The sequence below is a fragment of the Bradyrhizobium cytisi genome (assembly GCF_008123515.1).
In the GTDB taxonomy this organism is placed as follows: domain Bacteria; phylum Pseudomonadota; class Alphaproteobacteria; order Rhizobiales; family Xanthobacteraceae; genus Bradyrhizobium; species Bradyrhizobium cytisi.
This window is the reverse complement of sequence record NZ_VSSR01000012.1, coordinates 1-12,981: the sequence shown is the minus strand read 5'-3', so window position 1 is coordinate 12,981 and position 12,981 is coordinate 1. Positions and strand designations below refer to the sequence as shown.

Sequence of the window (12,981 nt, the reverse complement as noted above, 5' to 3'; positions counted from 1 at the left end):
ATTGCGTGGCGTTTGCTCGCGCGCATGTTGCGGCGCTGCGACGAATGAGATGCAGGGTTAACCTTCCAGAAAAGCGACGCAGGCATGATACCCGCAATATTCCGGGCGTTGAGTCGCCCTTCTGTATTACGTCTTAGCGCTTTGGAGCACATTCATGAGCGGCCTTTCCATCCGCCTGACCCATAAGGTGATGGCGATCGGACTCTTCGGCCTCGTCGGTCTCGTCGCCTTCGGTGCGATCTATGAAATCGGCAGCCTCTCCCAGGACGCCTCCCGCGAAATTGCCAACCGCGCCCGCGCGATCGCCGACCTCAACAAGCAGCTCTCGATCGAGATGCTGGAGGCTCGCCGCAACGAGAAGAATTTTCAGCAGCGCCGCAACGAGAGCTATGCCAAGTCGCATGCCGAGCTTATCGGCCCGATCAACCGCGATTTCGACGAGGTCGAACGGCTGATGTCGGCAGGCGGTATGGGCGCCCTGTCCGAGAAGACGAAGCAGGCCCAGGAGGGCTTCAAGCGCTACACTGCGGATTTCAACGCGCTGGTCGCTGCCGAAACCAGGCTCGGGTTGAACGAGACGCTCGGCCTGTCCGGTTCGCTACGCGCCGCGGTGCATGACATCGAGGCGAAGCTGAAGGAGATCGACGATCCCAGGACGACGAGCTGGATGCTGATGATGCGCCGGCACGAGAAGGACTTCATGTTGCGGCGCGACCCAAAATACATTGCCGAGGTGAAGAAGGCCGCCGTTGAATTCTCCAAGGCGATCGAGGTCGTCGCAGTCCCGACGACGGTGATGAACGACGTCACGGCCAAGCTCCAGAAATACCTGTCCGAGTTCGCGGCCTGGGCCGAGACCGCGCAGCAGAGTGCGGCCCTGGATGCCAGCATGATGCAGACGTTCCGCGAGCTCGAGCCCGGGATGCGGGAGGTGCGAGCCACGGTCGAGCGCCTCGACAAGCAGGCCGACGTCGCCGAAGCGGCGACCCGCGACGCAGTGCGCATGTGGATGATGATCGCGTTCCTCGTCACCGTTGCGGTGCTGACCGTGGTCGGCTTCCTGCTCGGACGCTCGATCTCGAAGACATTGTCCGGCATGGTCGACGCGATGACGCGGCTTGCGCGCGGCGAACTCTCGGTTGCCGTACCCGGCGTCGGACGCCAGGACGAGATCGGCGAGATGGCCGGTGCGGTCGAGGTGTTCCGAACCAACATGACGGAAGCCGAGCGGCTGCGCGCCGAGCAGGCGGAAGCCGACACGCGACGGCGAGCGCAGCGCAAGGCGGACATGAAGCGGCTCGCCGATGATTTCGAAGGCGCAGTCGGCGAGATCATCGAGACCGTCTCATCGGCGGCAACCGAGCTCGAAGCCTCTTCCAATACGCTGACGCGCGCGGCAGAGCGCTCCAACGGGCTTGCCACCTCGGTAGCATCGGCCTCGGAGGAAGCGTCCGCGAATGTGCAGTCGGTGTCGTCAGCGAGCGAGGAGATGACGTCGTCGATCTCCGAGATCAGCCGTCAGGTGCAGGAATCGGCGCGCGTCGCCGACGTCGCTGTCGAGCAGGCGCAGCGCACCAATGCGCGGGTCGGCGAGTTGACCAAGGCCGCGGGGCGCATTGGTGACGTGGTCGATCTGATCAACACTATTGCCGGCCAGACCAATCTGCTGGCTCTCAACGCCACGATCGAGGCGGCGCGCGCCGGTGAGGCGGGCCGGGGGTTTGCCGTGGTGGCGAGCGAGGTGAAGGCGCTGGCCGAGCAGACCGCGAAAGCAACCGGCGAAATCGGCCAGCACATCGGCGCGATCCAGACCGCGACGGAGGACTCCGTCAGCGCGATCAAGGAGATCGGCGACACCATCGCGCGGATGTCGGAAATCTCCTCGACCATTGCCGCCGCTGTCGAGGAGCAGGGCGCCGCCACGCAGGAGATCTCTCGCAACATCCAGCATGCCGCGCAGGGTACCTCGGACGTATCGGCCAATATCGGCGAAGTCCAGCGCGGCGCGGGCGAGACCGGGGCTGCGTCGGCCCAGGTCCATTCGGCGGCGCAATCGCTGTCGCAGGAGAGCAGCCGGCTGAAGAGCGAGGTCGCGCGCTTCCTGGATTCGGTGCGGGCGGCCTGACGGCGCAGGTCGTCACATCCCAATGCTGTATTGCACCGGTGCGGGGGTGTGGCGTGACGGGGTATCGGTGCGGCCGCAACAAATGATTGCAGTCGGGCTAAGTGTCGGAAATCGGCAAATCAGTGGTTCCCCTAGGTTCTTGTTAACGCCTGTTTGCAACTATGAGCGCAATCCTACCGGATAAGAACCAGCCAGCATCGTTGGAATGACCACCGCCCCGTCCGCCGCGACGGTCGCGGCGCGGGCGACTTGTGCGTTTACGTATCATCGGGATTGTCGTGATGTCGAAGTTGTCGATCGTCTTCAAGCTTCTGACCGTGTTGTCGGTCCTCGTGCTCTCGCTCGCCGGCGTCGGCGTCGTGGCGATCGGCACCATGCAGAACATCAATTCCCACACCGTCGAGATCGCGCAAAGCTGGCTGCCGAGCGTCCGTGCGCTGGGCTCGATCCGCGCTGATGTCAATGAGCTGCGCGTCGCGCTCCGTCTGCACCTGATGCAGGACACCGCCGAGGGCAAGGAAGCGGCCGAAAAGCGCCTCGCCTCGCTGCGCGAACGCATCGAGCAGACCCGCAAGACCTACGAGGCGCTCATCACGACCGCCGAGGAGCGCTCCATCTACGGACAATGGACGACGGCTTGGGGCGAGTATCTGAACGGTGTGCAGGACGTGATGGCGCTATCGCGCAAGAGCCCCGGCAAGTTCCCGGCCGACGCCAACGAGCTGCTGCAGACCAAGGTCGCGAAGATGGCCCAGGCCGCCGATCCGTTGTTGACGAAGGACATCGAGCTCAACAACCGCGGCGCCGAATTGGAGACCAAGCAGGCGGCCGACAGCTACGCCACGATCTTCCGCGTGCTGGTCGGCATCATCATCGCTTCCGTCGCGATCGCGATCGGCGCGGCCTATTATCTCGTCCGCGACGTCTCGCGCGGCATTGCCTCGATCATCAAGCCGATGCAGTCGCTCGGCGAGGGCGACCTCTCGGCCGAGGTGCCGCACCGTGGCGACAAGACCGAGATCGGTTCGATGGCGGATGCGCTCCAGATCTTCAAGGAAGCGCTGATCGCCAAGAGGGCCGCCGACGAGGCGGCCGCGCGCGATGCCGAGGCCAAGATCGAACGCGGCCGCCGCGTCGATGCCATCACCCGCAAGTTCGAGGCCATGATCGGCGAAGTCGTCGGCACCGTCTCTTCGGCCTCGACCGAGCTCGAGGCGTCCGCAACGACGTTGACCAATACCGCGCAGCGCGGTCAGGAGCTCGCGACGGCGGTCGCCGCGGCGTCCGAGGAAGCATCGACCAACGTGCAGTCGGTTGCGTCAGCCTCGGAAGAGCTGTCGTCCTCCGTCACCGAGATCAGCCGTCGCGTACAGGATTCGGCGCGCATGGCCGCGGAAGCGGTCGACCAGGCGGCGCGCACCAATGCGCGCGTCAACGAGCTGTCGCAGGCGGCTTCCCGCATCGGTGACGTCGTCGAGCTCATCAACACCATCGCTGGCCAGACCAATCTGCTGGCGCTGAACGCCACCATCGAAGCGGCGCGCGCAGGCGAAGCCGGCCGCGGCTTCGCCGTCGTCGCCTCCGAGGTCAAGGCGCTGGCGGAGCAGACCGCGAAGGCGACCGGCGAGATCGGGGCGCAGGTCGCAGGCATCCAGGCGGCGACGCAAGAATCGGTCAGCGCGATCCAGGAGATCGGCGGTACCATCGAGCGGCTGTCGGAAGTATCCTCCGCGATCGCCGCCGCGGTCGAGGAGCAGGGCGCGGCCACGCAGGAAATCTCGCGCAACGTGCAGCAGGCCTCGCTCGGCACGCAGGAAGTCTCGATGAACATCACCGACGTGCAGCGCGGCGCGATCGAGACCGGCTCGGCCTCGACGCAGGTGCTGTCGGCGGCGAAATCGCTCGCGACCGACAGTACGCGCCTCAAGGTCGAGGTCGCGCAGTTCCTTGAATCGGTCCGCGCGGCCTGATCCTCAACTGCCTGTTTGTTGAACCGGCGGAGCCTGCCGCCGGAACAGGATGCGCTGGTACAGCCAGCCGATCGCGACCAGCACGATGCCGAGGCACATGAACGACAGCGCGCGGTAGACGCCGGTCAGCGTCGACATGTCGATCACGAAGGCCTTCAGGATCGTCAGCGCGATGACGGCGGCCGACGCCAGCCGCGCCCGCTCGGAGTTCACTGTTAGGCCAATGCCGAGCAGCACGACGCCGAAGGCGAGCCAGCCGATCGAATAGCTGTATTGCTCAGCCCCCGTGGTCTCGCCGCTGGTGAGCAACGGGCCGTGATAGAAGCGGCGGATCTCCAGCGTCGGGTACGACAGCGCAAATACGAGGGCAGCGCCCGCGATGGTGTTCGCATAGACTTTGCCGCGCGCACCGGCGACCGCATAGGCGAGCAGCAGCATCAGCACCGCCGGTAGCGCGTAGCAAAGCAGTAGCAGGTTGAGCACGGCGCCGCCGACATCGATGCGCCACAGCAGCGGGTTCTCTAGGAACAGCAAGCCGAACACGCTGATGAAGCCGGCGATTGCCGTGAGCACGACCGCGCCGACATTGTGCACGATGCTGTGGCTGCGCAGCCGCAATCGCTCCAGCCCGATCGCCATGGCCAATGACACGCAGACCTGGAGGCCTGCTTCGAGCAGTGACGGCGCTGCGATCATGTCGCCGCTGGTTGCGAGATGGCGAACCTCCATGAAGGCGAGCAGCGCGGTGAACAGGATCGCGGCCGCCTCCACCATGCGCAGCGGCGCGTCGTCACCGCGTCGTCGCAGGAACATGCTCGCCGCCCAGAACGAGGCGGCCGGCAGGCCATAGCCCCACAGCAGCCAGTTGAAGATCGGCGTGGTGCCGACGGCATCGCCGACGATGCGGGGGTCGTAAAGGATGCGCGCGGTGACGATGCTGGCGAAGATGGCGGCGAGCCAGCGCAGGAACGGGATCGGTCGCTGCATCGCAATCCAGGCGGTGCCGAGCGACATTAGCGCCAGCGCGATGGTGAGCCAGCCCTTCTCCAGCGCGAAGGTCAGCGCCAGCGCCAGTGCGCCGAGCGTGCCGGTCGCAAACAGTGCAGTGGAGATCGCAACGCCCGGCCGGGTCTCGCGGCGCGTGAGCGTTTCGGTCGCCGCCGCGAAGGCAGCAGCGAGCAGCACCGCGAGGATCGCAAACGGGATCGAGCGGTCGAGATGGGCGATGCGGGCATAGAGCGCGACCAGGATCGCGATCGGCGTGGCGACACCCGCCGCCGACCACACTACGGGAATGATCGCTGAGCTCGAGCGCCCCTGTGCGAAGAAGCCCGCGATGCCGAAGCCGGCGGCGAAGATCGCGGCCATCACGAGGTGCAGCGTCACTGCGCTGTCGGTGGCGGTCGGCGTGATGCCGGGCATGGGGCCGCCCGGCAGCACCAACATGTCGGGATTGGCGCGCACGGCCCATTCGGCGAACACGATGAACACGGTCGCAGCGGCTGCACCCAGCGCGCCGACGGCAGCCTCGGCCCGCCAGGCGACGAACAGCGTCGCCGCAACGAGCAGCGTGAAGGCGATCAGCGCGAGATCGGCATGCGCGCTCGACAGCACGATCAACATCGCGCCGAACAGATAGGCGCCGAGAGCACTCGACGAGACCGGCTCGATCTGTCCGTCCTCGATGGTTGGGCCGAACATGAAGCCGCAGACGACGAGCAACACGGCGAGCACGAAGCCAGCGATCACATGGAACGCATGCGGCGCGACCTGCAAATCGCTCGCTTCGAGTCCCGGGAATATCCAGAGCACGGCGAAGACAATGGTGGTGACCGCGAGCCAGCGCCACAGCCTGATACGGGCGAGGCCAAAGCTCGCGGCGGTGACGATGGCCAGATAGATGTAGAGCGCCCAATAGTCCGGCTTGCCGCTGGAGACGAGCACCGGCGTCACGAAGGCGCCGACCACGCCGAGGCCCGCGAGCGCCGGCCCGTGCAGCAGTGCTGCCGCGAGCGTGCCGAGCGCGACGAGGCCGAGCAGCACGAAGGCCGTGGCGGGCACCAGGAAGTCATAGAGCGCGTAGGCCGCATACACCGTTGCGAACGCGACCGCAGTTCCGGCCGCGGTGAGGATCGCGGGGATGTTGGCGATCGGCAACGCCGCGATGGTGGAGATGCTCTCCCTGCGCCGCGTCCATTCGCCGGCGCCCAGCAAGGCGAGTGCGAACAGGCCGCCGAGGAACACGCGCACGCCGGGGCCGACCAGGCCGGCCTCGATCGAATAGCGCACCATGAAGAAGCCGCCGAGTGCGAGCGCAAGTCCGCCGATCCACACCACCCAGCGGGTGCCGAGCCGTTCTTCGAAGCCGGGTTCTGCGGCGGGCACGGGAGGCGGCGCGACATTGTCGGTGCTCGCCTCGAGCGGAGGCGGCGAAACTTGTTCGGTGACCGGCGGCGCCAGCTCGGTTTCGGGCGCGAGCGGCGGTGGCTCCGCGGCAATTGTCGCGGGCGCTTCGGGCGCCGGCGTGGGCATCAGCGGTGGCGGCTGCACCTGCCGTTGCGCGTACAGCATTGCCTCGAGCGAGTTCATCCGCCGGCGCAGTTCAGTCGCCTGGCTGGTGGCCTTGATCGCGATCAGGAAGGCGACGATCGCAATGAGAATCGCAAGGTCGTCGAACGGGGCGTCGAACATTAAGGCCTCCAGGCAATCGGCGGGCGGGGGCCGATCGCAAATCTTGGATCTAGCGCCGGGAGCGCACGCGCAAGCCGGGCGCCGGCCGCTCCTGGAGTACGTCGCGGCGGAAGCGATAGAGCGCCGCCGGTCTCCCGCCGGTCTGTGTCGACATCACGCCGGTCGGTTCGACCAGGGCTTCGGTTTCAACCAGACGGCGGAAATTCTGCTTGTGCAGGTGCCGGCCGGAGATCGCCTCCACCGTATACTGCAACTCAGTGAGTGTGAACTCGGCGGGCAAAAGTTCAAATACCACAGGACGATACTTCAACTTCGCGCGCAGCCGCGCAATTCCCGTGGCGAGGATTCTGCGGTGGTCGAACCGCATGGAGGTGCCGAGCGGGGGCAGCGTCCTGCGCGCCAATGCCGCCGGCCGGCCGTCGCGCCGCGCCTCCTCGACCAAGCCTGCCTCGTACAGGAGTTCATAGCGATCGAGCACGCGCTCCTCGTCCCAAGAAGCACCCTCGAGGCCGAAATAGAACCGCACGCGATCTTTTCGCGGCAGCGCGCGCGTGGTTTCCGGCGTTTCTTCCTCGGCCCATGCGGTCAGCGCCGGGATGATGTCGCGGGCAATGATCGCAGGCGGCGCCTCGCGCCAGTCTTCCCAGGGGAAGAAACGATACCAGGGCTCGAAGCTCGCCGCGTTCGCAGTGCCCTCGGCGGCGCGCGTCAGCGCGAGATAGCCGATCGACACCATATGCGCGCCGGTGTCGCCGGCTTCCGCATGGCGGCCGCGATCGCCAAAGGTGTAGAGCTGCTCGACATAGCCGAGCCGCAAGCCCGCCTGTTCCTCGACCCAGGCGCGCAGGCCGATCTCGAAGGTGCGATGGCTCGGCGCATCGAACGGACCGAACGGCAGTCCGGTCAAGCCGTCGCCGCCGCGCGCGGTCAGCACCAGCGGCTCATGCTCCTCGATCGCGACGATCGCGGCGGTCAGGCCGATCTCGATCGGCGTCAGCAGCTTGTCGCTCATTCGGTGACGATCGCTGATGTCATTCGAGCTCGATCACGAAGGGGTGGCCCTCGACCATCATGGCGCCCGGGCCCATCTCGTCGAGCGCGCGCAACATGCGGCCGTTGCGCCCCAGCGCGCGGTCAGCCAGGCTGACGATGCGCCGGTTCGGCGAGGCGATCGGGGAGGCCGCGCGGATTTTCTTGGCGATCTCGATCTCGTCGCGATTCGGATTGAGCGCGCACGCCGTGGCGAACGCGCTTGCGGTGGAGCGGCTGATGCCGGCATAGCAATGCACCACCAGCGGTGCGCTGCGATCCCAGCCGCGAACGAAATTCAGCACCTGCTCGACATGCGTTTCCGAGGGCGCGACGAAACCGTCCATCTCCTCGGTGATGTCGTCCATCGACACCTTGAGATGGTTGGCAGGGAGCACCGACACCGGCCGCGCCACCTGCTCGACATTCGCCATCACCGTCAGCACATGGCTGGCCCCGGTGCGGCGGACGGTTTCGGGAAGTGCGGCGAGCGAACAGACGTGGATCATGGGGGGACCTTTTTCTTGATTATAGCCGCGACCGTAGAGTGGGCAAAGCCTCACCGTCGTCCCGGACAAACGCAGCGAAGCGGAGTGCAGATCCGGGACCCATAACCACAGGATCGGGTTTTGCGAAGACTCGTGGTTGTCAGTTTCGCACCGCAACTTCTCCCTTGGGTTATGGGTCCCGGCCTTCGCCGGGACGACGACGGAATTAGTAGCGCCATCGACCCATGACAGCACTTACGCAAACACGGCGCCAAACCGCTCCAGAAACTGCTTCTCGGCCCGCGCCGCCGTCCAGGGCGTCAGATAGTCGCGTCGGACGTTGTCGGAGAGGCCCGGATCCCTCCCGAACAGGCGCTTCGCCTCGCTCTCGCTGAAGCCGGCGAGCTCGGTCGCCTCCAGATAGGCCGCGCCGCGATCGGCGGCCTTGATCGCCAGCGTGATCTCGTCCGCGAGAACGGGCGGCAGGCCGAAGCGGACGTGGATGGCGCCGAGCAGGCGCTTCTCCACGGCCTTGTAATGGCCGTCGAGCACCGCCTTGAACGGCGAGATCATGTCGCCGATCACGTACTCGGGCGCGTCGTGCAGCAGCGCGGCGAGGCGCATGCGCTGATCGACGCCCGGCATCTCGTGCCGCAGCACGGTTTCCACCAGCAGCGTGTGCTGCGCCACCGAGAAGATATGTGCGCCAATGGTCTGCCCGTTCCAGCGGGCGACGCGCGCGAGCCCATGCGCGATGTCGCCGATCTCGACATCGAGCGGAGAGGGATCGAGCAGATCGAGCCGCCGGCCCGACAGCATGCGCTGCCAGGCGCGGGAAGCCACGTCGCGTGAAGTCTTCCCGGCCGTCATTTGGCCTTGAGGCGCGGCTTGCGCTGCATCTTGCTGCAGGTCGCGTGGCAGTGGCAGTCGACGAGATGGTCGTTGACCATGCCTGTCGCCTCCATGAAGGCATAGACGATGGTCGGCCCGACGAACTTGAAGCCGCGCGAGGACAGCTCCTTGGAGACCTGCACCGACAAAGGTGTCGAGGCCGGCACGCTTGCCGTGGTCTTGAAATTGTTGACCTTGGGCCGGCCGTCCATGAAATCCCACAACAGCTTCGAAAAGCCGGGACCCTTCTCCATGATGTCGAGATAGGATTTTGCGCTGAGGATCGCGCCGTCGATCTTGGCGCGGTTGCGCACGATGCCGACGTCGTTCATCAACGCGTGCACCTTCTTGTCGTTGTAGCGCGCGATCTTCTCCGGCTTGAAATCGTCGAACGCTTTGCGGAAATTGTCGCGCTTGCGCAAAATCGTGATCCAGGAGAGGCCGGCCTGAAAGCCGTCGAGGATCAGCTTTTCATAGAGCGCGCGGTCGTCATACTCGGGCACGCCCCATTCGATGTCGTGATAGGCGACATAGAGCGGATCTTCGCCGGGCCATGGGCAGCGGGTCTTTCCGTCGGGATGCAGGCGGGGAGCACGGCTCATGCGGTGGGCTGCTTTGCGGGAATGCGGACGACGTCAGGTTCTGCCAGCTTCAACGCGAGACCGCCAGCGGTCAGCGGCTGGCCGGCATCGAGCGCGTCCGCAACGCGGTCGATGCGCACCAGCGCGATGCCCTTGCCTTGCGCCGACGAGCCCATGGTGCCGACGGACTTGTCGCCGGCCATGACACTGACACCAGCCTCGGGCGAGGAGCCTTCGAGCAGTACCTTCACGCTGCGGGTGCGCGCGGTGCCGCGATGCTGCATGCGCGAGACGACCTCCTGGCCGACATAGCAGCCCTTGTCGAAATCGACACCGGCGAGGCGGTCCATATTGGTCTCGTGCGGGAACGCATCGCTGTACATGAAATCGAGCCCGCCGCGCGGCACGCCGAGTGCGATGCGATGCGCCTCGTAGTCGGCGGCATCGACCAGCTCGGCGCCGATCAGGTCGGAGAGTTTTTGCTTGAGATCCCCGGGGATCAGGATGCGAGTGCCGAGATGCTCATTGCGTGGATCGGCAAAGGAGAGATCCGGCTGAGCCGCTGGCTGGCCGTCCCAGGCCGCGAGCACGCCGAGATCGTCGGAGAGGTTGTCCACCGTCACCTTGGCGCGCAGCTTGTAGAATTTCAGCTTGGTGGCGAGGCCGTCGGCCAGCGGTTTCGGGCAGTCGATCAGGAACCCGCCGCCATGGCCGGCGGGGACTTCCGTGATCAGGAAGTCCACGATGATCTTGCCCTGCGGCGTCAGCAGCGCACCGAATCGCCCCAGGCCCGGCTTGAGCTTGTCGATATCGGTCGTGATGAGGCCGTTGAGGAAGTTGCGCGCATCCTCGCCCGCGATCTTGATCACGCCCCGGTCCGGAAGAAACGCTGATTTCATGCGAAAATCTCTTGCGACATGGTGCTCCGGAACGTAAGCCCGCAAGGCATAAACGACAAGACCTCGAGCCCTGCGCTTGGGGATGAGAGAGGTCTCCAGCCATGACCCAGCGTTTCGATGTGATCCTCAAGGGCGGCACCGTCGTCAACCAGGACGGCGAGGCTGTTCGCGATATCGGCATCGCAGGCGGTCGCATCGCCGAGCTTGGCCCGCTGCCGCAAGGCTCCGCCGCCGAGGTGATCGACTGCAAGGGCCTGCACATCCTGCCCGGCGTGATGGACACGCAGGTGCATTTCCGCGAGCCCGGGCTGGAGCAGAAGGAAGACCTCGAGACCGGCTCGCGCAGCGCTGTGATGGGCGGCGTCACCGCAGTGTTCGAGATGCCGAACACCTCGCCGCTTACTGTGACGGAGGCGACTTTCAGCGATAAGGTGAAGCGCGCCCATCACCGCATGCATTGCGATTTCGCCTTCTTCATCGGCGGCACCCGCGAGAACGTGCAGGATCTGCCTGTGCTCGAGCGCGCGCCCGGCTGTGCCGGCGTGAAAGTGTTCATCGGCTCCTCGACCGGCGCGCTGCTGGTGGAGGACGACGAGAGCCTGCGCCGCATCTTTCAGGTGATCCGCCGCCGCGCGGCGTTCCATGCCGAGGACGAGTATCGCCTCAACGATCGCAAGGCGCTCCGCATCGAGGGCGATCCGCGTTCGCATCCGGTCTGGCGCGACGAGACCGCGGCGCTGATGGCGACGCAGCGCCTCGTCAAGCTCGCGCACGAGACCGGCAAACGCATCCACGTGCTGCACATCTCGACCAAGGAAGAGATCGAATATTTGCGCGACCACAAGGATGTCGCCTCCTGCGAGGCGACGCCGCATCATCTCACGCTGGTTGCACCCGAATGCTACGAGCGGCTCGGCACGCTAGCGCAGATGAACCCGCCGGTGCGCGGCGCCGATCACCGCGCCGGCATCTGGCGCGGCATCGAGCAGGGCATCATCGACGTGCTCGGCTCCGACCACGCCCCGCATACGCTGGAAGAGAAGCAGAAGACCTATCCGGCGTCGCCCTCCGGCATGACCGGCGTGCAGACGCTGGTGCCGCTGATGCTCGACCATGTCAACGCCGGCCGGCTGTCGCTCGCAAGGTTCGTCGATCTCACCAGCGCCGGTCCCGCGCGCCTCTACAACATGGCCTGCAAGGGCCGCATCGCCGCCGGTTACGATGCCGACTTCACGATTGTCGATCTAAAGCGCAACGAGACCATCACCAACAAATGGGTGGCATCCAAGGCCGGCTGGACACCCTATGATGGCGTCCGCGTCACGGGTTGGCCCGTCGGCACCTTCATCCGCGGCCGCCGCGTGATGTGGCAGGGCGAGCTGGTGACGGCCTCGCAGGGCGAGCCGGTGCGATTCCTGGAGACGCTGAAGCAGTAGGGGCTTCTCGCTCCGCTGTCATGCCACGGCTTGACCGGGGCATCCAGTACGCCGCGGCGAGAGTTGGTTGATACGACTGCAGCCTCTGGAATACTGGATTGCCCGCTTTCGCGGGCAATGACAGTGTGCCTCGAAGCGCAAGCTCAAATTGGGAGAGCACACAATGTCCCAGCCAACCGCCCTCATCACCACCGAGCAGCTCGCCGTCATTCTCAGCGATCCGAACCTCCGCCTCTACGACTGCACGACCTACAACGAACCTGTCCCACCCGGCAGCGACGTGCCGTATCGCGCCGTCGCCGGTGACAAGACGTTCGCGGCCGGCCACATCCCGGGCGCCGATTTCCTCGACCTGCAGGGCGAGTTCTCAGACACCTCCGCGCAACAATTCTTCATGATGCCTGGCGTGGCCCAGCTCGAAGCTGCGTTCGGTCGCCACGGCGCGGATGCAAGCAAGACCATCGTGCTCTACAGCATCGGCACCGTGATGTGGTCGACGCGGTTCTGGTGGATGCTGCGCTCGCTCGGCGTCGACGCACAGGTGCTCGACGGCGGCTTCGACAAATGGAAGGACGAGGGGCGGCCTGTCGTGACAGGCGCACCGAAGGGCTATCCGGCGACAACCTTCAAGGCCGCGCCGCGCGCCGGCTTCTTCGTCGACAGGACGACCGTGAAAGCGCGTATCGGCGATCCTTCGGCCGTCACCGTCAATGCGCTCGGACCGCAGTTTCATAAAGGTCTTGAGCCGAGCCGCTACGGCCGGCCCGGCCGCGTGCCCGGCAGCGTTAACGTGTCGGCTGCAACGCTCGTGAATGCTGACAAGACCCTGACGACGCTCGCCGATGCCGAGCGTATTGCCGCATCCAGAATG

Annotated in this window: 10 protein-coding genes; 4 read left to right on the top strand and 6 right to left on the bottom strand. The window is 65.8% G+C overall.

Annotated elements, in window-relative coordinates; all coding sequences use genetic code 11:
• Window positions 1-154 precede the first annotated feature (154 nt).
• Together FXB38_RS06790 and FXB38_RS06785 are read left to right on the top strand one after the other, a co-directional pair.
• The gene (locus FXB38_RS06790; RefSeq protein WP_148750004.1) at window positions 155-2,125 is read left to right on the top strand and encodes a methyl-accepting chemotaxis protein; all 1,971 of its coding nucleotides are present in this window, start codon (window positions 155-157) and stop codon (window positions 2,123-2,125) included.
• Between the two features lie 281 nt (window positions 2,126-2,406).
• Entirely contained in the window at window positions 2,407-4,095 is a 1,689-nt protein-coding gene (locus FXB38_RS06785; RefSeq protein WP_187434706.1) for a methyl-accepting chemotaxis protein, read from the top strand.
• Window positions 4,096-4,098: 3 nt separating this feature from the next.
• Here FXB38_RS06785 and FXB38_RS06780 read toward each other — a convergent pair whose 3' ends face one another.
• The 6 genes from FXB38_RS06780 to ygfZ form a co-directional block, all read right to left on the bottom strand.
• Window positions 4,099-6,786 (bottom strand): DUF2339 domain-containing protein, encoded by a 2,688-nt coding sequence (locus tag FXB38_RS06780; protein ID WP_148750002.1) that lies wholly within the window; start codon window positions 6,784-6,786, stop codon window positions 4,099-4,101.
• A 49-nt stretch (window positions 6,787-6,835) separates the two neighbouring features.
• Window positions 6,836-7,798: an NUDIX hydrolase gene (locus tag FXB38_RS06775; protein ID WP_148750001.1), complete on the bottom strand. Its 963-nt coding sequence runs from the start codon at window positions 7,796-7,798 to the stop codon at window positions 6,836-6,838.
• 19 nt (window positions 7,799-7,817) lie between these two features.
• Window positions 7,818-8,324: a tyrosine phosphatase family protein gene (locus tag FXB38_RS06770; RefSeq protein WP_148750000.1), complete on the bottom strand. Its 507-nt coding sequence runs from the start codon at window positions 8,322-8,324 to the stop codon at window positions 7,818-7,820.
• A gap of 234 nt (window positions 8,325-8,558) precedes the next feature.
• On the bottom strand, window positions 8,559-9,173 hold the full coding sequence (locus FXB38_RS06765; protein ID WP_148749999.1) for a YfbR-like 5'-deoxynucleotidase: 615 nt from the start codon (window positions 9,171-9,173) through the stop codon (window positions 8,559-8,561).
• Window positions 9,170-9,796 (bottom strand): DNA-3-methyladenine glycosylase I, encoded by a 627-nt coding sequence (locus tag FXB38_RS06760; protein WP_148749998.1) that lies wholly within the window; start codon window positions 9,794-9,796, stop codon window positions 9,170-9,172. Before FXB38_RS06760 ends, FXB38_RS06765 begins: the two co-directional genes overlap by 4 nt.
• Window positions 9,793-10,674 (bottom strand): CAF17-like 4Fe-4S cluster assembly/insertion protein YgfZ, encoded by an 882-nt coding sequence (gene ygfZ, locus FXB38_RS06755; RefSeq protein WP_148749997.1) that lies wholly within the window; start codon window positions 10,672-10,674, stop codon window positions 9,793-9,795. The genes FXB38_RS06760 and ygfZ overlap by 4 nt, the downstream gene beginning before the upstream one ends.
• A gap of 101 nt (window positions 10,675-10,775) precedes the next feature.
• Here ygfZ and FXB38_RS06750 point away from each other — a divergent pair, with 101 nt between their 5' ends.
• Window positions 10,776-12,110 (top strand): dihydroorotase, encoded by a 1,335-nt coding sequence (locus FXB38_RS06750; protein ID WP_148749996.1) that lies wholly within the window; start codon window positions 10,776-10,778, stop codon window positions 12,108-12,110.
• A 163-nt stretch (window positions 12,111-12,273) separates the two neighbouring features.
• A partial coding sequence (locus FXB38_RS06745; protein ID WP_148749995.1) for a sulfurtransferase occupies window positions 12,274-12,981 on the top strand: 708 nt, incomplete at its 3' end.

What these genes read in the sequence shown, in the direction of transcription:
- FXB38_RS06790 (WP_148750004.1), top strand. Translation starts at nt 155, where the DNA reads ATGAGCGGCCTTTCCATCCGCCTGACCCATAAGGTGATGGCGATCGGA.
- FXB38_RS06785 (WP_187434706.1), top strand. Translation starts at nt 2,407, where the DNA reads ATGTCGAAGTTGTCGATCGTCTTCAAGCTTCTGACCGTGTTGTCGGTC.
- FXB38_RS06780 (WP_148750002.1), bottom strand. Translation starts at nt 6,786, where the DNA reads ATGTTCGACGCCCCGTTCGACGACCTTGCGATTCTCATTGCGATCGTC.
- FXB38_RS06775 (WP_148750001.1), bottom strand. Translation starts at nt 7,798, where the DNA reads ATGAGCGACAAGCTGCTGACGCCGATCGAGATCGGCCTGACCGCCGCG.
- FXB38_RS06770 (WP_148750000.1), bottom strand. Translation starts at nt 8,324, where the DNA reads ATGATCCACGTCTGTTCGCTCGCCGCACTTCCCGAAACCGTCCGCCGC.
- FXB38_RS06765 (WP_148749999.1), bottom strand. Translation starts at nt 9,173, where the DNA reads ATGACGGCCGGGAAGACTTCACGCGACGTGGCTTCCCGCGCCTGGCAG.
- FXB38_RS06760 (WP_148749998.1), bottom strand. Translation starts at nt 9,796, where the DNA reads ATGAGCCGTGCTCCCCGCCTGCATCCCGACGGAAAGACCCGCTGCCCA.
- ygfZ (WP_148749997.1), bottom strand. Translation starts at nt 10,674, where the DNA reads ATGAAATCAGCGTTTCTTCCGGACCGGGGCGTGATCAAGATCGCGGGC.
- FXB38_RS06750 (WP_148749996.1), top strand. Translation starts at nt 10,776, where the DNA reads ATGACCCAGCGTTTCGATGTGATCCTCAAGGGCGGCACCGTCGTCAAC.